Origin of the sequence: Glaciimonas sp. CA11.2, assembly GCF_034314045.1 — a bacterium.
Lineage (GTDB): Bacteria > Pseudomonadota > Gammaproteobacteria > Burkholderiales > Burkholderiaceae_D > Glaciimonas.
On record NZ_JAVIWL010000001.1, the window covers coordinates 1,994,971 to 2,014,281 of the forward strand.

The 19,311-nt window shown below is 49.6% G+C and carries 18 protein-coding genes; 6 read left to right on the top strand and 12 right to left on the bottom strand.

The window, feature by feature from the left end; genetic code table 11:
* Positions 1-130: 130 nt before the first annotated feature.
* The 9 genes from RGU75_RS08510 to RGU75_RS08550 all read right to left on the bottom strand — a co-directional run bounded on the left by RGU75_RS08510 (position 131) and on the right by RGU75_RS08550 (position 9,472).
* Positions 131-361, bottom strand: a complete 231-nt coding sequence (locus RGU75_RS08510; RefSeq protein ID WP_322234894.1) for a hypothetical protein — start codon at positions 359-361, stop codon at positions 131-133.
* Positions 362-987: 626 nt separating this feature from the next.
* Positions 988-2,745, bottom strand: a complete 1,758-nt coding sequence (ptsP, locus tag RGU75_RS08515) for a phosphoenolpyruvate--protein phosphotransferase (protein WP_322234896.1) — start codon at positions 2,743-2,745, stop codon at positions 988-990.
* A gap of 235 nt (positions 2,746-2,980) precedes the next feature.
* Positions 2,981-3,250, bottom strand: a complete 270-nt coding sequence (locus RGU75_RS08520) for an HPr family phosphocarrier protein (RefSeq protein WP_322234898.1) — start codon at positions 3,248-3,250, stop codon at positions 2,981-2,983.
* 249 nt (positions 3,251-3,499) lie between these two features.
* Positions 3,500-3,904: a PTS fructose transporter subunit IIA gene (locus RGU75_RS08525; protein WP_322240343.1), complete on the bottom strand. Its 405-nt coding sequence runs from the start codon at positions 3,902-3,904 to the stop codon at positions 3,500-3,502.
* A gap of 198 nt (positions 3,905-4,102) precedes the next feature.
* Positions 4,103-5,053 (bottom strand): glutathione synthase, encoded by a 951-nt coding sequence (gshB, locus tag RGU75_RS08530; RefSeq protein WP_322234899.1) that lies wholly within the window; start codon positions 5,051-5,053, stop codon positions 4,103-4,105.
* A 69-nt stretch (positions 5,054-5,122) separates the two neighbouring features.
* Entirely contained in the window at positions 5,123-6,415 is a 1,293-nt protein-coding gene (gene gshA / locus RGU75_RS08535; RefSeq protein ID WP_322234901.1) for a glutamate--cysteine ligase, read from the bottom strand.
* Between the two features lie 339 nt (positions 6,416-6,754).
* Positions 6,755-8,299, bottom strand: coding sequence for an ammonium transporter (gene amt / locus RGU75_RS08540; RefSeq protein ID WP_322234903.1), 1,545 nt, complete (start codon positions 8,297-8,299; stop codon positions 6,755-6,757).
* A gap of 13 nt (positions 8,300-8,312) precedes the next feature.
* A complete protein-coding gene (locus RGU75_RS08545; protein ID WP_322234905.1) occupies positions 8,313-8,651 on the bottom strand; it encodes a P-II family nitrogen regulator in 339 nt (112 codons plus the stop codon).
* Between the two features lie 11 nt (positions 8,652-8,662).
* The gene (locus RGU75_RS08550) at positions 8,663-9,472 is read right to left on the bottom strand and encodes a TorF family putative porin (protein ID WP_322234907.1); all 810 of its coding nucleotides are present in this window, start codon (positions 9,470-9,472) and stop codon (positions 8,663-8,665) included.
* Between the two features lie 437 nt (positions 9,473-9,909).
* On the opposite strand from RGU75_RS08550, the gene RGU75_RS08555 reads away from it, so the two are divergent.
* The 3 genes from RGU75_RS08555 (at position 9,910) to RGU75_RS08565 (ending at position 12,760) form a co-directional block, all read left to right on the top strand.
* Entirely contained in the window at positions 9,910-10,644 is a 735-nt protein-coding gene (locus tag RGU75_RS08555) for a GNAT family protein (RefSeq protein ID WP_322234909.1), read from the top strand.
* Between the two features lie 249 nt (positions 10,645-10,893).
* The gene (locus RGU75_RS08560) at positions 10,894-11,136 is read left to right on the top strand and encodes an accessory factor UbiK family protein (protein WP_322234911.1); all 243 of its coding nucleotides are present in this window, start codon (positions 10,894-10,896) and stop codon (positions 11,134-11,136) included.
* A gap of 58 nt (positions 11,137-11,194) precedes the next feature.
* Complete coding sequence (locus RGU75_RS08565) at positions 11,195-12,760, top strand: YifB family Mg chelatase-like AAA ATPase (RefSeq protein WP_322234913.1); 1,566 nt, start codon at positions 11,195-11,197, stop codon at positions 12,758-12,760.
* Between the two features lie 46 nt (positions 12,761-12,806).
* On the opposite strand, the gene RGU75_RS08570 is transcribed toward RGU75_RS08565, so the two are convergent.
* Positions 12,807-13,442, bottom strand: a complete 636-nt coding sequence (locus tag RGU75_RS08570; RefSeq protein WP_416186796.1) for a tRNA-uridine aminocarboxypropyltransferase — start codon at positions 13,440-13,442, stop codon at positions 12,807-12,809.
* A 402-nt stretch (positions 13,443-13,844) separates the two neighbouring features.
* Between RGU75_RS08570 and RGU75_RS08575 the strand changes: the two genes are divergently transcribed.
* Positions 13,845-14,102, top strand: coding sequence for a DUF3567 domain-containing protein (locus RGU75_RS08575; protein ID WP_322234915.1), 258 nt, complete (start codon positions 13,845-13,847; stop codon positions 14,100-14,102).
* Between the two features lie 268 nt (positions 14,103-14,370).
* Here the strand turns inward: RGU75_RS08575 and RGU75_RS08580 are convergent, their stop codons facing one another.
* Positions 14,371-16,272, bottom strand: a complete 1,902-nt coding sequence (locus RGU75_RS08580) for a potassium transporter Kup (RefSeq protein WP_322234916.1) — start codon at positions 16,270-16,272, stop codon at positions 14,371-14,373.
* 376 nt (positions 16,273-16,648) lie between these two features.
* A complete protein-coding gene (gene rsmI / locus RGU75_RS08585) occupies positions 16,649-17,581 on the bottom strand; it encodes a 16S rRNA (cytidine(1402)-2'-O)-methyltransferase (RefSeq protein ID WP_322234918.1) in 933 nt (310 codons plus the stop codon).
* 12 nt (positions 17,582-17,593) lie between these two features.
* Between rsmI and RGU75_RS08590 the strand changes: the two genes are divergently transcribed.
* Both RGU75_RS08590 and RGU75_RS08595 read left to right on the top strand, forming a co-directional pair.
* Positions 17,594-18,742, top strand: coding sequence for a penicillin-binding protein activator (locus RGU75_RS08590; RefSeq protein WP_322234919.1), 1,149 nt, complete (start codon positions 17,594-17,596; stop codon positions 18,740-18,742).
* A 105-nt stretch (positions 18,743-18,847) separates the two neighbouring features.
* Positions 18,848-19,303 carry a YraN family protein gene (locus RGU75_RS08595; protein ID WP_322234921.1) on the top strand — a complete coding sequence of 152 codons (456 nt, stop codon included), beginning with the start codon at positions 18,848-18,850 and terminating at the stop codon, positions 19,301-19,303.
* Positions 19,304-19,311 lie beyond the last annotated feature (8 nt).

A 19,311-nucleotide genomic window follows, 5' to 3' on the forward strand; every position in this document is an offset into this window, starting at 1 on the left:
CAACGGTATTAAGAATAACCAAGTCAGGGGCTGGCGTCAAATGCTGCGGCTGACTTGTTGGTCCAAAGGTGTAATGTTGCCTTTTGAAGCGCGTTGGCAGCCTCGTTAGAGGCCATCTCACAATGCGATTCTAACTAGGTAAGTGCGCTTCCAGCGCCCGAACTTGCTCTTGTGCTTTCTCTAGCAGAGCGTTCGTCGCTTCTAAGACTTCTTGCACGGTAGGTTTGGGAAGTCGGTCTTGCTGGCTGTCAAACGCCATCGACAGGGCTGCAAGGATTGCAGAAGTGCGGCTATGTAATAACGTAAGAGTATCGAGGATTTCGATAGTGCGGAGGGTGCGGGTTGGAGTGTTTGCAGACATTGTCAACTTTTCGGGTGGTGTTCGAAGGAGCAATAAAATATTCACGCGAAAAAAAACGGTATTGCGCCGTTTGTGCGTTTTGGATATTTCAGGATTCGAAGCCCGTTCCCCTCTTTGTCAGGGACCTTTTTAGTATCTGGCATTTTGGACGAACGCGCAAGTTTTAGAGGCTACTTGTTAGCCTAAAGTAGTAATGGTCCTGTTTAAATTTGGAAAGTAGCGTTTCTGTGAAAAACTTTTCTGCTGACCCCGATGATTCAGTTCAAACAAAAATTCGCTCTTCTCGAACCGTAGTAAACAGTATTCTGACGTTGCGGATCAGGCGTTCAATTGCATCAAGGGCGTATTCGTCAGGCGCTGGACAGGAAAGAAATGGACGAGATACCTACAAAAAGTGTGGATTTCTCGATAGAAGAGGGGAATTCCTCCAAAAAGTGAAGATTTTTCGGGGAAAGTTATAAAATTTCGAGCATAACGTCACTGTTGAGAAAGTGTTCACGTTGCTGCAAATAAAACGGGACCAAACAGGTGGGCGGCAAATAGCAAGTTTGGTAGACCGATATCCAAAGCAACCGGCAGGCCGTAGCCTCCTCACTATTCGCCACCCATAGATGGGTAATCGTCCCCTACGCGCTGCGCATTTGATTGATTGCCGTGGCAATCGCGCTGGGTTCGGTGGTGCGCAGAATTTTCTTAGTTTGCGCGGTTAACATTTCGAGATCGCTATTTAGAATTTCTTGCTTTACTGCCAATAAATGGATTGGGTCCATCGAAAATTCCAGTAATCCCATACCGAGTAGTAAACGTGTGTATTTGATATCGCCAGCCATCTCGCCGCATACGGAGACCGGAATTTCGGCTTTGCGTCCCATTGCGATGACGCTCGATAGCAAGAACAATACTGCTGGATGGAGGGGATTATAAAGGTGTGATACCTCGTGATCGACGCGATCAATCGCCAGCGTGTATTGAATCAGATCATTGGTACCGATCGATAGAAAGTCCATGCGCTTGATAAACATCGGCAGCGCCAAAGCGGCGGCCGGGATTTCGATCATGGCACCGATCTTGATATCTTCATCAAACTTGATCTTTTCATCGCGTAGTTGCTGCTTGGCTTGCGCAATCATTAATAAAGTCTGATCAATTTCAAACACGTGCGCCAGCATGGGTATTAGTAACTTGACTGTGCCGAAGGCGGAGGCGCGCAAAATAGCGCGTAACTGCGTCAAAAATAATTGTGGCTCAGCAAGGCAATAACGAATCGCGCGTCGCCCAAGCGCGGGATTGAGCGCGGTCTGCTCGCTCGTATCGAGCGGTTTGTCTGCACCCACGTCAAGCGTGCGGATGGTGACGGGTCGGCCCTTCATGGCAACTACCGCCTGTTTGTAGGACGCAAATTGCTCGTCTTCTGTGGGAAGTTGTTGCTTGATGCCAATGCGGCCCATAAACAAAAATTCAGAGCGAAACAAACCTACACCATTCGCGCCAGATTCCATCGCCGGCGCACAATCGTCGGGCAGTTCAATGTTCGCCAACAGCGTAATCTCAACTCCGTCTAGCGTGACTGCGCGGGTTTTTTTGAGTTTGCCGAGTTTTTTTCGGGCTTTGATTTGTTGGGCTTGTTGCTCACGAAATCGTTGCAATATCAGTGGAGATGGATCAACGATGACCACACCGGCCAAGCCATCAATGATGATCCAGTCGTCCTGCTTGATCAGCAACGAGGCGTGGCCCATACCGACCGCGGCAGGGATATCCAGACTGCGTGCCACGATTGATGTGTGCGAGTTTTGGCCGCCCTGATCTGTGATAAAACCAGCGAAGGCACGGTTGCGGAATTGCAACATATCAGCTGGAGAAATATCGTGGGCGACAACTATGATGTTGGGGGAAGAGGCACCGTCGACGTCGACCTCAAGTTCCGGCAACTTTGTCGCCGTTCCCATCAATATTTTTAATATTCGCTCGCCGACTTGCTGAATGTCGGTTTTACGCTCACGTAAATAAGGGTCTTCGATCTCATCGAATTGTGCTGAGACTTCGTCAATTTGCGTGACCAGCGCCCATTCGGCGTTGTACTGGCGCTGGCGAATAATCTCCAGCGGAATTTCGGCCAACATCGCGTCGGCCAGAATCAGCAAATGCACATCGATGAAAGCGCCTAATTCGGCGGGTGACTCTTTGGGTAGCTCACTACGGATGGTTTGTAGCTCTTTGCGGACGGTAGCGACGGCGGTTTCCAGACGCTGCACCTCGGCTTCAACTTGGGTTTCAGACACTAAATAGTGTTTGACGTCCATCGCTGTTGGCGCCAGCAAATGCGCCCGACCTATCGCAATACCGCGCGAAACCGGAATACCATGTAAGGAAAAAGATGCCATCTGTTCAGCCCGCAGTGAATGGGTGTCTCAAAATGATGGAACAGTCTGTAGCAGTGTCCCTCAAGGCGTCGGCAATTGCGCAAGGCAATGATGGCAGACGCTTTGTTGAACACTTTCGGACTATTCTAAAATTGCCAAAGCGGCGTAAATTTGCGTTAGTCTTATTTTTTCTATCTCGCTTTACGGTACTGCTATGACCTCAGCGCTGCGCTGTGGTTTCTTTTTTTGCAGCAGATTATTCGCCTTCGCCAAACTTGTCTTCGATGAGCTGATTGAGTGCATCAAAACACTCTTTTTCGTCTGAACCTTCGGCTTCCAACAACACGGTGCTGCCTTTGCCTGCTGCCAACATCATGACGCCCATGATTGACTTCGCATTGACACGGCGATTGTTGCGCGAAATCCAGACTTCACATTTGAATTTGCTGGCAAGTTGGGTGAATTTAGCCGATGCACGGGCATGAAGACCTAATTTGTTGACGATTTCGATATTTTTTTGAATCATGGGGTTCTTTATCTTTGTTTTGTTAATACCCGACAGCGCACCCGGCTAATTTTTCATTGTTGGCGAATAGCAAGGAGTAAATATTGGATACATATTACATAGAGGCGGTAAGAAATGTGGCAACAAAATAGCAATCTCTCAAATGCAAGGACATAACGTAAAGTGCGGCTTGCGTGGTCGGCAAGTTATCGCTTTTAAGCCCGGTATGTTGATCCAGACACTAAATAACTTATTGCGACTTATTGCGGCTTATTGTGAAACGCGAACCCGATTGTCGACCCGCACAGCGCCACCCTGGCCGCCAGCAAGCGCCATCTCTGCCACCACATCGAGTGTGTCATTACGATAGGTGAGTGCGCGCAACAGCATCGGCAAACTGATTCCTGCAATTACCTGAGTTTGCGCGCCACTGCATAATGGCAACGTGCAGTTTGATGGCGTACCGCCCATCACATCGGTAATCACCAGCACGCCAGATCCATCGTCCAAACGGTCCACGGCTTGTTTCGCCAATAATTTAACATCGGCCGGATTTTGATCCGCGATGACATCAATTGCCTCGAACCGTTCCGGCACCTGACGGAAAACATGCGACACGGCAGAAACGAAGGCCTGACCAAGCGGCGAATGCGTTAATAGGAGAATGCCAACCATAATTTTTGATACCAGACCCGCAGAGCGGATAAAAACGAATGTGCCGGATGGCATATTGCGCGGTAATTTTAGGCGCTTTCGACAAAGTGCGTATTAAACTTGCACATTACATCCGCCTATTCATTCTGTTTACATCCAAATAATGGATTTATAGTCAGCCATTCATTTTCGCCGCCGCATCTTCAGATGCGTGCTTAGTTAAGCTTTAGCCTGAACAGCTGCTTCCAGCGCGTTAATAAACATCTCTGCCACGTTAAAACCAGCCTGCTGCATAATTTCCTGAAAGCAAGTCGGACTAGTGACATTCACTTCTGTTAAATAATTGCCAATTACATCTAATCCTACCAGTAACAGACCACGTTTGACGAGTATTGGCCCTAGCGTTTCACCTATTTCGCGTTCACGCGCTGTCAGGGGCTGGGCGACGCCCAAACCACCAGCTGCGAGATTGCCGCGGACTTCACTCCCTTGCGGAATGCGTGCCAACGTGAAGGGTACGACCTCACCGCCGATAACCAAGACGCGCTTGTCGCCGGCGACTATTTCCGGAATAAAGCGTTGGATCATGATGGTTTGACGTCCATTATTGGTCAATGTTTCAATAATGGAGCCAAGATTCAAGCCGTCGGACTTGACGCGGAAAATACCAGCGCCGCCCATACCATCTAATGGTTTGAGGATGACGTCCTGATGCTCTTCGTGAAAGGCGCGCAAGCGTGCGGAATCTCGCGTTACCAAAGTAGGTGAAATAAACTGCGGGAATTGCGCTATCGCCAGTTTTTCGTTGTGATCGCGAATCGCCTGCGGTTTGTTAAAGACCTTTGCGCCTTGTTTTTCAGCCAGCTCCAACAAATACGTGGTGTAGATGTATTCCATGTCGAATGGTGGGTCTTTGCGCAACAAAATGGCGTCGAATTCAGACAGAAACATCGCGCTTGGCGCGGCTGCCCGATACCAATCCTTGTTGTCGCCAGTGAGCGTCACACGTGCAACATTGGCTGTGACGATGCCGCTTTCCAGCGCCATGTCTTGTTGTTCAAAGGCATAGATTGTGTGACCGCGTTTTGCGGCCTCGACCATCATGGCGTACGTCGTATCTTTGTAAATCTTAAAACTGTCGAGCGGGTCGGCGAGGAAAGCAATTTTCATTATCAAGCCTTTATTGGAATCTTGTTTTTTAATAACTGTCATCAAAGACAGGTGAAATCCTAACCCAGGTTAGTAGATTTCAGGATTCGGATCTGTTTTTTCCATTTCCAGTGACGCTGCCAGTAACGCCAGTCGGGCCACTACGCCATACATGTAAAAACGGTTCGGCGCGGTCGTCCCCGGTTTTGCAAGCAAATCAGGTAATGCGTGCTGTTGTGCAAACGCTAACGGTACGTAATGTGCGCCGGGAGCGTTTAGATTTTCATTGATCCCGCGCTCAGCGTGTACCCGGTAAAAACCGCCGACCACATATCGATCTATCATGTAGACCACAGGTTCTGCAACGGCATCATTGATGTGTTCAAAGGTATGAACACCTTCTTGAATCACGACATCGTAGATTGCCTGACCGCCATCGGCTATTTTGTTGCGTTGCTTCAGGCTAAGTTCTTTTACCTGACCGGCATCGGTGACGCTTGTCACGCCCATGCCGTGCGTTCCTGCATCGGCTTTCACGATCACGAACGGCTTTTCCTTAATGCCGTATTCCTTATATTTTTTGCGGATCTTGGATAGCAAGGAACTAACGCTCGAGGTCAAAGCCTCTTCACTGGCCTGTTCCTGAAAGTTAACCTGATCGCATTTGGTGAAAAATGGATTGAGCATCCAGGGGTCGACATCAACCAGTTTTGCAAATTTTTTGACCACGTCATCGTAAGAGGAAAAATGGCTGCTTTTGCGGCGCATCGTCCAACCAGCATGCAAAGGTGGCAACAAAGTCTGCTCGTTCAGATTCTCCAGAATTGATGGAATGCCTGACGATAAATCGTTGTTAAGCAAAATCGTACATGGATCGAAGTTTTTCAAACCCAGACGGCGTCCGTTATGCGAGCGTTCCAGCGGCTCTAACGTCACGGTTGTGCCATCTGGCAACTCTATGGTGACCGGCTCGGTAACATCTTCGGCTAAAGAACCTAGTCGGACATTTAAGCCGGTTTGCCGGAAAATTTGCATGAGGCGTGCAACGTTCTGCAAATAGAAAGTGTTGCGAGTATGCAACTCGGGCAATAACAACAAATTCTTTGCATCAGGACAATATTTTTCAATCGCAGCCATCGCAGCCTGCACCGCTAGCGGCAACATTTCCGGCGATAGATTGTTAAATCCACCAGGAAACAGGTTGGTGTCTACCGGGGCTAGTTTGAAGCCCGAATTACGCAAATCGACCGAGCAGTAAAACGGTGGCGTGTGCTCCTGCCATTCCATCCGAAACCAGCGTTCAATCGCCGGAGTGGCGGCGAGAATTTTCTTTTCGAGATCGAGTAACGGGCCGTTAAGGGCAGTGACGAGGTGCGGAACCATAGAAACTCTTACACTTTCATGTTTAGACGCTGTTAAGCGCTTTTAGGTGCCAGCGGGGCATGCCTCATCAAACGACGAAACTACGGCTGCGCTTGAGTGATCTCGATTTTAACGGGAATTACCGACTCGCAACGTGCGAGAGAGGAGATTTAGGTGACGAGATCAACCGGACCGGGCTATCAACATTAGGGCAATGTGTGGTTTTTAAAGCCCTGAATATGAAAAAGCGCCCCGATTGGGGCGCTTCTGTTTGTTTGCCTGCGTGATATTAATAAATATACACCGGACACCACCGGACCAGGCTGCAGTCCGCGGCTGTATCAGGCAATATTAATACTATTAACCGTGATAAGCAGACTCGCCGTGGCTGGAAATATCCAGACCTTCGCGTTCTTCTTCTTCTGTAACACGCAGACCGATCACGATGTCGACCAGTTTGAAGGCGATAAATGCCACCACGCCGGACCAGATCACTGTAGTCAACACGCCTTGCAGTTGAATCCAGAGCTGACCGCTAATCGAATAGTCAGGAGCAACAGCGTTGGTGACATAGTCGTAAATACCAACACCACCAAGGCTAGGCGCAGCGAACACACCGGTGAGCAGTGCACCTAGAATACCACCTACGCCATGCACACCGAATACGTCTAGTGAGTCATCAGCGCCGAGGAGTTTCTTCAGGCCAGTTACGCCCCACAAGCAAGCAAAACCAGCAATCAAGCCCATCACCAACGCACCGCCAACACCGACGAAACCAGCGGCAGGAGTAATGACAACCAAACCGGCAACCGCGCCAGATGCGCCGCCCAACATGGAAGGCTTACCCTTGCCAACCCACTCACCCAAACTCCATGTCAATACTGCACCAGCCGTTGCGACCAGCGTGTTGATGAAGGCCAATGCTGCGCCGCCATTTGCTTCCAGACCGGAACCGGCGTTGAAACCAAACCAACCAAACCACAGCAATGAAGCACCAACCATGGTCAATGTCAGGCTATGTGGCTTGAAAGCTTCTTTGCCGTAGCCTACGCGTTTGCCGATAACATACGCACCGACCAGACCGGCAACCGCTGCGTTGATATGAACAACCGTACCACCCGCATAATCCAACGCACCTTTTTGGAACAACCAACCAGCAGTCGCCGACGCTTTTGCTGCTGCAGCAGCATCAGTGAAGCCATCAGGACCAGGCCAATACCAAACCATATGGGCAATTGGCAAGTACGAAAAAGTGAACCACAACACGGTGAACGCGAGGATGGCGGAGAATTTGGCACGTTCAGCAAATGCGCCGATGACCAATGCGCAGGTAATCGCAGCGAAAGCACCTTGAAATACGACGAAGGCAAACTCTGGCAATACAACGCCTTTGCTGAATGTTGCCGCCAATGAGTCTGGTGTCATTCCATTGAGGAACAACCGGCTCATGCCGCCAATGAAGTCATTACCTTCGGTAAATGCGAGACTATAGCCATAGACGATCCACAGAACAATCACCAGCGAGAAGATGGTGAAACATTGCATCAGAACCGACAACATGTTCTTGCTGCGAACCAAGCCGCCGTAGAACAGGCCGAGGCCTGGCAATGTCATTAAAATCACAAAAGCGGTACATACAAGTAGCCACGCAGTGTCGCCCTTGTTAGGCACGGCTGGAGCAGGTACGGCAGGAGCGGCAGCAGTAGCAAGTGCGCCAGTTGCGGCAGCCGCAGGCGCGACGACTGCAGGAGCAGGCGCGGCAATTACTGCAGTGCTGGTAGCGCTGGCCGCAGCTGAGGCCGACGTCGAAGCGTCATCGGCAGCAGAGGCTGGCAGCATAAAGCCGACTGCGAGCATGAGTGCGCAAAACGCCAAAAACGTGGCGAAAAATCTCTTGATGTTCATTTTAAAAGTCCCCTTAGATTGCATCTTTGCCGGTTTCACCGGTACGAATACGAATAACTTCTTGCAGATCGAGAACGAATATTTTGCCGTCACCGATTTTGCCGGTACGTGCTGCCGTTTCGATCGCCTCAACTGCACGCTCTAGAATACTGTCATCAACAGCTGCTTCGATTTTTGTTTTTGGCAAAAAATCGACGACATATTCTGCACCGCGGTACAACTCGGTATGGCCTTTCTGGCGTCCAAAACCTTTTACTTCCGTGACGGTAATGCCTTGTACGCCAATGGCGGACAGTGCCTCACGGACTTCATCAAGTTTGAATGGTTTGATAATCGCAGTGATCAGTTTCATGTTGACCTCGTTTAGAAAGTTTTTGCGAGAGAGAAGACCAGGCCGTTTTTGCCGAGATTTTTGCCGTTAGGGCTGACATATGCGCCGTTCTTGGCATCAGTTCCGACGAAAGCAGCGCCTAGAGTAACGCCATATAGGCTGTCAAAGGTTTTAGTGACGCCAACTTTCCAATCGTTATAACTGGCAAAGCTAAAGTTTTCGACTGTTTGATGGCCAAAATGCAGACCCAGCGTGACACCGGAAGCAACATCAAAATTGGCACCCAGATCGTAATAAGCGCTGTTCTTGCTGTTGACTGTGCCGAACAAGTTAGTCAGCGCATGCGAATATTTGAAGTAAGCTGGACCGTAACCAAGTTGACCGTACAGTTCGAAAGTATTGGCATTTTTGCCAATAAGACTGTAGTTGTTACCGGGATAGTAGTAATACAGACCGCCGACGTCATACGTGAAACCGGCTGGAAGATCGCCGCGCTTACCTGCATAGAGATCCCACTCAATATTGCCTTTGCCATTAAAACCGCCAGCATTTACTGAGTCTTTAATCCATTTGATGTTTGATAACCAGGTTCCGGCATAAAGGCCGGTTGGGTTATTTGTGTAATCGACGCCACCTTGAACGGCGGCATCAAAGCGACTTTGTGATATGCCGCGGAAGCGGTAGTCATTTACCAAGCCGATGTTATAAGCAACTTGATTATCAGGTACCGGTTCGGCTGCGGCCGGTGCTACAACTGGAGCGTCGTCGGCGTAAGCAAAACCGGCAACCAGTGTTGTCGCTACTGCTGTGGCAAGTATCAGCTTATAAGTCAGCTTTTTCATTTATGAGTCCCTTGGGTTTAGATGCATTAAGATTATAGTTAGACAGCAACTTAGTTCAGTCTTCTACTAGCAGGACTCATGCCAACTACATATCAACTAGTTTGTATGCGCTTATGGCACGATTCATAATTGATTTTATGCATTGTTGCTAGTTGTGGTCCTTTTCTATGGTAAAACTAGCAAAATTTAGCACCATAGTAGTGCGATTTTAGCTTTTCGCACTTAAATGGTGAGATGAAATTGGTGTTCTGGAAGCGTTGATGGCGATGCTGTGCTTGATTTGGCCCGATGTTTAGGTGAAGACATCGCGCTCATCTGTCAATTAAGTGCCGAACTGGCGCTTAAATAAGCACCTGGGTAAGCACCTGAATAAGCACATAATTAGTGCGAATTTCAATTCCTTCATTGCGCAAAACAGAACAAAACCAAGGATCAATATGTCTCTCGAAAACGCCGCACATATAGAAGGTTTGCTGCCGGGCTGGCAGCCTGCGCGGGTTCCACCTGGTGTTGTGCTGGAGGGGCAAAATGTGTTGTTAGTACCGCTTGATGTTAAACGCTATGCGGAGGCTTTATATAGTGTGGCGACCGGTGATGGCGCGGATGTCGGTCAATGGGATTATCTGGCGGTCGGACCTTTCGAAGATCAGATCAGTTTTACGAGTTGGCTGAGCGAATGCGAAAAAACCAGAGATCCCCTATTCTTTGTCGTTACTGATAGGCAAACCGGTGCGGCACAGGGCATTGTGAGTTATCTAGGTATCGCGCCAGAACATGGATCCATTGAAATTGGGCACATTTGGTTTAGTGCTGCTATGCAACAGTCCAGCAAGGGTACTGAAACGATTTATCTTTTAGCGCAGCATGCGTTCGACGATCTCGGTTATCGACGTATTGAATGGAAATGCGACACGCGTAACCAGCGGTCGCAACAGGCGGCGCTGCGTTTTGGTTTTACGCCCGAAGGCATTTTCCGCCAACATCGCGTCAACAAGGGGCGAAATCGCGACACTGCCTGGTTTTCGCTCATAGATCACGAGTGGCCGCTTCAACGTGCTGCTTTTGAGCTTTGGTTAAATGGGACAAACTTTGATGCAAATGCGCGGCAGATACAGTCATTGGGCGAGATTCGCGCCAACTTGTTGAATGGCGGATCGGATAAGTCGGTCTGACATCAGCCTAACTGATGCAAGCCGGTTGTGATTGGTTGCAAGCGCTTCCTCCGCAAGCGTGGTTGTGCGTTACTGCGGAAAAGTCAGGGCGCAAGGTGCGCTTTGAACGTCGGCGGTGAGCGCCCAAAACTTCTCGTAACAACACCAAGAAATTATCTTAAGATGCAGTTTGGGTATACCCTCGTTCGCGATGAGATGAGGTATCATTTTTTTATTCTCAGTATTGTTAGTATTTATAGGAGCACCACCATGAGTAAGCCGACTTTTTTTGAAGATATGCAGTCGAAAATTAATAAGGCAATTGAAAACTCGCCAGCGAAAGACGTTGAAAAAAACGTCAAGGCGATGTTGAGCAGCGGCTTTTCAAAGCTTGACCTCGTTACCCGTGAAGAGTTTGATGTGCAAGCGCAAGTGTTGGCAACGACGCGCGAAAAACTGGAACTGTTAGAGGCGCGCGTCACTGAGCTTGAAGCACAACTGAAGCGTCCATGAGATTGGACAATACGTTCGCTCTACAGCATCTGCAATATTGGAACAGGCGGCAAGACCGATGACGTTGGCAGTATTGAAAAGTCGGGCGCTTGCAGGAATGCAAGCCCCGGAAGTCACGGTTGAAGTACATCTTGCGAACGGATTGCCGTCCTTTACCATCGTTGGTTTACCGGAAACCGAGGTCAAGGAATCCAAAGATCGGGTACGTGCGGCCCTTCAAAACGCTTGTTTTGAATTTCCCTCGCGCAGGATAACCGTCAATCTTGCACCGGCGGATTTACCTAAAGAATCAGGTCGTTTCGATTTGCCCATTGCACTAGGCATTTTGGCTGCGTCTGGTCAAATGCCCGCGGATCAACTCGGTCATTACGAATTTGCTGGCGAGCTCTCGCTCTCGGGCGAACTGCGCCCAATTCGCGGTGCGCTGGCGATGACGTTTGCGATGATGACAACCAGCGCGACCGCCGCGATTTCTGACAATGCCGATAGCAATCGAGAGCCACCCCCAAAAAAACAGCGCGCATTTATCTTGCCGCGCCAAAATGCTGACGAGGCCGCCCTGGTCACAGATGCCGCGATTTATCCGGCGGATTCGTTGTTGCATGTCTGTGCGCATTTTTCAGCAAAAGACGCTGAAGGAAGACTAACCCGGCATATCGCCGCGCCGCAGATACGCACGCCGCACTATCTTGATTTCAGCGATGTAAAAGGCCAACTCCAAGCCAAGCGCGCGCTTGAAGTCGCTGCTGCTGGCGGTCATAGCGCGCTGTTAATCGGTCCTCCCGGTACCGGAAAGTCCATGCTGGCCACGCGCTTTGCCGGTATTTTGCCGCCGATGACCGATCAGGAAGCGTTGGAATCAGCAGCCGTGCAATCGTTGACCAGTGGTTTTTCCAGCAGCAGTTGGAAGGTGCGGCCGTATCGTGCGCCGCATCACACGGCGTCTGGCGTGGCGCTGGTTGGTGGTGGTGGTACGCCGCGTCCCGGGGAGATTTCGCTGGCCCATCGTGGCGTATTGTTTTTGGATGAGCTTCCCGAGTTTGACCGGCGGGTTTTAGAGGTTTTACGTGAACCGCTGGAGTCTGGACGCATCACCATTTCCCGCGCTGCCCGTCAGGCGGATTTTCCCGCATGTTTTCAACTAATCGCTGCCATGAATCCCTGTCCGTGCGGTTATCTTGGCCATATATCAAATAAGTGTCGCTGCACGCCTGACAATATCGCGCGATATCAGGACAAAATTTCTGGCCCTTTACTGGACCGGATTGATATGCAGATTCAGGTCGGATCACTACGGCACGATGAGTTAAAAAAACAAGCCGATGGCGAATCGTCGAGCAAGATCGCAGACCGTGTTGCGCAAGCCCATGCGATACAACTGGCGCGACAAGGGAAGGGTAATAATGCGCTGTCGACCAATGATATCGATGCTTTTTGCAAAGCAGATGCAGCGGGCGAACAATTACTGCAAACCGCGATGACGCGTCTTAATTGGTCGGCGCGTGGCTATCATCGCGTGCTAAAAATTGCGCGTACGATTGCGGATCTGGCGGCCTGCGAAAACATCGCGCAAGCGCACGTGGCGGAAGCGATCCAGTATCGTCGGGCGTTGCGAGAGAAATAGCGCTATGTGAAGGTTATAACGCAACAAATGGCAGATTAATATCCGGTTAATCCGGTTGGTTAATAGAACCGTGATTACGCATGTAGGTTTGTGGTCCCATTGCGGTGATTTGCTGATCGATTAACGCTTCAAAAGGAGTAAGTAGCGCGTCAAAATTGCGCGGTGCTTCTATGACATTGAGCGCACAAACAATTGCTTCTAGTGTCGAAACCATGCCGGGCGCGGGTGTTTTACGGACGCGATAGCGCGACTGCAAACCGGCTGGCAGAACGAAGCGCGGCAAGGTGGCTAGCGCGGGATTAACGTGCAGCAGCTTGCGTGCCTTTCGCCAGGTACCATCTAAAACGACGATTAACAATGGTTGGGATGCAAGTGTGTCTTCTGTGTAGACAAGCGGTTGCGCATCGTCGCTGGGGAATAACAGGCAAGTCTGATATTCCGCTTGAGAGATTAGCGCTGGCAATTTCGGAAATACTTCACCGATAAGAAGTTCTGCGTTCACCAATCCCAGCGCTGCCAGACGAGCTGTGTTCAAGGCGTGGTTTGCCTCACTGGGATGTTGCAGAAGCAATATCCGCGTGCGACTTTCGATGCGCGGAATCAATCCGCATAGGCAGTGACTTTGCGGGCGCGCGCACTGCGCGCATCGCATCCGTTTTTTCGTGGTCTCAATGGCATGCATTACTGTCACTTGTTGGTAGGAAAGCTATTTAAATATAAACAAAACAAACAAGTCGTGGAGTTAGGGAACAATAAGTGATCAATACTTATTCAGTCAATTAGCCATTCTGTACCGATACCTTGTGCGCCAAATGAGCGATTGATATATTAATGGCAATTAAAAAGGGTAATAGTTTTAATATTTTGGCAATAACACACCGTTTTGTCACATCTGGTTGCAATTGACGTTAACGTTTTGCATTAAATGCGTGACAAAAATGCCCTAAGGCGTAGTATTGAATTCAGAGGGTTCTATTCATGGTTTTGACTCTGAACAAAAGGAGTGCGCCAAAATATTTACACGATCTGGCTTGAAAACTGCTTATCGATCATCACCTTCTGTCTAACTTTACAGGGAGCGCATATGAACCTGATCTACAACAGTGACCAATACAGCGTCGTCGAATTCGGGGCAGATGAGCATCGGGAAGCGTTACGCTTTGGCGGTTACGAAATTGTCGATAAGTCATTTAAACGTGAAATTTTTATTGCAGGAGCCTTGGCAGAATTCTTTCGTCAAGGCGTGGAAGAACTAATCGCCTCCGAGCCAACTATCGAAGATATCGATGCTTTCCTTGGTAATTACGATGCTTTAATGAGTCAGCCGGTCACTTTGCAATAAGCTGTTTTGGATTTGATGTTCTTTTTTAAGAAATTAAATTGAATGAATTGAATTTAGTGAATTATGAAGTATGCATCGAAATGATTGGGCTGATAATTGATAATCAATTGATAGCCGCTAATCCATAAACTCAGTAATGCGCTGTTGAATATGCACTCGAAAAGTCAAAAATAAGAAAGGGAGCCATTGGCTCCCTTTCTTATTTAAAACATCTTTTGCTGCAATTGGTCCGATTATCGAAGATCGGACCGATACATAGATGCAAACTTTAAATCTCAACCTTGGTACCCAACTCGACCACACGATTAATAGGGATGTGGAAGAAGTCTGATGGTTTAGCGCCATTGGCATACATCCAGGCGAATAACTTTTCACGCCATAACCACATGCCAGGTAATTTGCTCGGCACGATCGTATCGCGGGCCAGGAAGAACGAGGTGTCCATCAAGTCAAACTCGTGTCCGAATTGTTTATTGGTTAAATTCATGACGGTGTTGACGTCCGGCGCTTCTTTGAAGCCAAACGCGGCACGCAGCAAATAAACCTCGCCACCCATTTCTTTCAGCGTCAACCGCTTATTGTCGTCAACGTAAGGGATATCCCATATGCTGATCTTCAGGAAGAAAACACGTTTGTGCAAAATCCGATTGTGCTTGAGATTGTGCAGCATCGCAACCGGCACCGTGGCAATATTGCCAGTAAGAAAGACTGCCGTACCATCAACCCGATGTGGTGGATGGGCCAGCAGGCCTTCAATGAACGGTTCAAGCGGAATACCCTCATCCTGACTACGTTCACGCAGCAGCATGCGACCTGAATACCAGGTGATCAGCAGGAAGAAAGTGATCACGCCGAGCAGAATAGTGAACCAGCCACCGTCAGGGATTTTCATCAGGTTGGCAGCGAAGAAACCGAAATCGACGATAAAAATAGCACCGATAATCAGCGCCACGACTAATGGATGCCACTTCCATAACGTGCGCATGACCACCGCTAGGAGCATCGTCGTGATCAGCATTGTGGCAGTCACGGCAACACCATACGCTGCAGCAAGATTGTCTGACTTCTTAAATGCCAGCACGACAGCGACAACCAGCACCAGCAACATCCAGTTGATGACCGGGACGTAAATTTGACCACGCTCATCTTCTGAAGTGTGCAAAATACGCATGCGGGGGACGAAGCCCAACAGAATTGCTTGGCTTGTGAGCGAGAATGCACCGGAAATTACGGCTTGAGAGGCGATCACAGTGGCAAAAGTGGAAAGAATCACCATCGGCAAAAGCAATGCATCCGGGACCATTAGATAGAAAGGATTCGATACCGCGGATGGGTTCACAATCAAGTTAGCGCCCTGGCCGAAATAACATAGCAGCAGACAAGGCATGACGGTATACAGCCAGGCAAAACGGATAGGCCTGACGCCAAAATGTCCCATATCCGCATATAGCGCTTCTACGCCAGTGAGGACCAGCACAACTGAACCGAGTACAACAAACGCAAGTTGCGCATGTTCCACCATAAATTGGAGCGCGTAGTAAGGATTTACCGCAGCCAGAATTTCCGGTGCTTTCAGAATGTTATAAATACCGAGCAGACCGAGGGAGATAAACCACAGCAACATCACCGGACCGAATAGCTTGCCCACTATTGACGTGCCATGTCGCTGGATCAAGAAGAGGACGATGATAATGGCTACGGTTAATGGAATAATGAAATGTGCTAATTGCGGCGCTGCGATGCCAAGACCCTCAACCGCGGATAGCACCGAAATGGCGGGTGTAATCACCACGTCGCCATAAAACATGCATGCACCGAACACGCCAAGCATCATGAGCCATTTGGCCCAGCGCGAGCCGCTTTTGGCGGTGCGTAAAGCGAGTGCCATCAGCGCTAAAACGCCACCCTCGCCATTGTTATCGGCGCGCATCACTAAATAAATGTACTTCAGTGTGACGACGACCATAATCGCCCAAAATAGCATCGAAATGATGCCCATCACTGCGCTGGATGAAAAGGGAATGCCGTGTTCCGGGCTAAAACTCTCCTTTAGTGCATACAACGGGCTTGTGCCAATATCGCCAAACACGACACCCAAAGCACCAAGCGTAATGACATGTAATCGTGCTGAGGTAAAAGGTGTCTTGCTACCGCTTTGCGTATTACTCATGGTTTCTTTCTTATTTATGGCGCCTATATAAACCAGGTTATTAAATGTGTCCTGTGCTTAATATTTGCGTCTGTCCCGTTTTGTTATCTGAAAAATAACGGATTTTACATGCTGTGATGCACTGCACAATTTGCGGGATTCTACGCTTGAACCCGAATACCAACCAGTAACTAGGGTTAAACGTTGCAAAAATACGTCGCCCATCTTGCCAGTATGGCTATAAAAATGTGGATTTTTTATGCAATCCATTAACCTCATAATCATCACAATAAATGACCCCGGGCGAGTATTCAACATGCCGAACGTCCATGATTATGTTGGATTTTTAATCAATAGTTTCTAAATTAACCATGGCATAAGCAAACTTGTTCGCGCATCACAGCTCGGCCTCTTGCGCCCCTTTTTCCTGCGCCCCTTTTAATACCAGCGCCCTGTCATACAAGGCGTTTTTCTTTTGCCCGCTGATTTGCGCTGCCAGCGATGCCGCTTGCTTAACGGATAGTTCTGCCAGCAGAATTTTGAGAATTCGATCGCCTTCCGCACCGTCATCCACTGCCACCGGCGGTGAGTCGATGAGAATGACAAATTCTCCTTTTTGGCGCATGGGATCTGCCGCAAGCCATGTAGGTGCGTCTCCCAAAGGGCAGCGGTGTATGGTCTCGAACAGCTTCGTTAACTCACGCGCCAGAACGATCTGTCTAACTGGGCCAAACGCTTGGACCAACGCATCAACGGTCTCTATGATGCGATGTGGTGCTTCATACAAGACCAGCGTCGCCGCGACGTTGGCCAAACTAGCCAATACCGTTTCTCGTTGACGCGTTTTACTTGGTAAAAAACCTACAAATTGAAATTGATCGTGCAACAGGCCACTAACCGAAAGCGCTGTAATAGCTGCCGATGGTCCTGGCAACGGTAAGGCACGCAAACCAGCTTTTATAACAGCGTCAACGATTCGCGCGCCTGGATCGGAAACTCCAGGCGTACCGGCATCAGAAACCAGTGCGATACGCTCGCCCGCTTGCAGTCTGGCAACGATCTTTTCTGCTGCTTCGTGCTCGTTGTGTTGATGCGCCGCCAGAAGCGGCTTGGAAATACCATATCGATTGAGCAAATGTGCCGTGTTTCGGGTGTCTTCGCAAGCGACCGCGTCAACCAGCGACAGGACATGCAGTGCGCGCAGACTAATGTCGCAGACATTTCCGATTGGCGTGGCAAGCACATATAATGTCGACAGCGGATATGTTTGCAGACTAACCTCCGAAAGAATCGGTAAGGTAAGAAGGTTGCTGGCAGAATGTTCAGTCATGGAGAGTTATCAATGTTATACAAATGGGCAAAGCCGTTGTTGCTTGTGTTGGCCGGTGTCATGATGCACGGATTGTCCCCCGCTGCGCTGGCAAACACAACAGTTGTGGAGCAGGTTGCCAATGATATCGGCGATGATCATATCCCACTGGCGAGTATTGCCTTGTTATTACCGACGCGCTCGGGACCGCTGGGAAGTGCTGCGGAGGCATTAAGAAGTGGTTTTCTTGCTGCCTATGAGCGCGATAAAAGTGGTCTTGCCGTTACCGTGATCGAGGCGACTGATACACCAGCCGACATGCTTGCTGCCTATCTTGCGGCGAGTCCGCATTACGATATTCTGGTTGGTCCGTTATCGCGTACGGGGATGACTGCCATCGTCAAAAATGGGCAGATAACCAAACCGACTGTCGCCCTGACGCAACCGGACTTATCCGCTGCCGAAGAGACCAGATTGCCACCGTTATTGCTGCCTATTGGCTTGTCGATTGAGGCTGAAGCGCGCCAGGTTGCCGATTGGATCGGTGTAGAGCAAGGCCCGGGCAAAGTGTTTGTGATTGCCACCGCCGCTAGTTGGCAACGACGCGTCGTTAGTGCTTTTGTGCAGCAGGCCGCCAGTGCTGGACTGGTGACTGAAGTGATGACGATCAGCATGACGCAAGGCGTCGCCAACGCTGGTGCTATGGATCAGCTCAACCAACGTATCCAAACTGAAAATCCGAGGGCAATATTTGTCGCGTTGACCGCCGATCAAGCCTCGCAAGTGCGCACGTCCGTCGGTCCAGAGACGACTATGTATGGCATCTCTCAATTAAATTCTTTAAATGGCGGTGATAGCAAGCGCCTGGCAGAACTGAGTGGTGTGCGATTGCTGGATATTCCTTGGCTACTCACGCCGGAAAATCCTGCCATGAGATTATATCCGCGGCGAGTGGCGAGCGAAGGCGGGGCGCATAATGCGGATCTGGAACGGTTATATGCACTCGGCATTGACGCTTTTAACGTCAGTCGCCAGATTGCCAAGCGAAATATCGCTTTTCAGCTTCGGGGTGTTACGGGTCAGTTGAATATCGGTTTTGGCGTCGGTACTCCGGCTTTCGAGCGGACCGAGCCAACGGCGGCGTATCAGGATGGCGTCGTTGTACCGCTTGAAGATCGCTAACTATAGGAACTGATTTAAGGCACCGATTACAGGAATCGACGGTAGCCGATTGAAGCGCAGAAATGTAAAAAATAAGTGAAGAATCCGAGCGAAGAAAACTAGGCGATGAATTTTTTCAAAAATTTGCTAATACCTGATCGTCGCAGCACACGCCAAATTAGTGGACAACTGGCAGAAGACGCGGCATTAGATTATCTGCAGCATCGTCAACTTACGCTGATTGAGCGAAATTTTAGTTGCAAGGGTGGCGAAATCGATCTGATTATGCTGGACGGCACGGGTCAAGGACGATTGCAAGAAGTGACGCCTTCTCCACATCGCCTGGTTGCTTTCGGATCGGCGTCTGCGACGGCTTCGCTCGTTTTTGTCGAAGTCCGGCAGCGTGCCGATCGACGGCATGGTGGGGCAGCAGCCAGTGTCACCGCTAGTAAACAACGCCGCCTGATTATCGCTGCGCAACATTTTTTACAGCGTTATCGCCAACCACCGGCTTGCCGGTTTGATGTTATTGCCATCGACGGAGAGGTCATGGAATGGATAAAAAATGCTTTCGACGCGTGATGATTCGC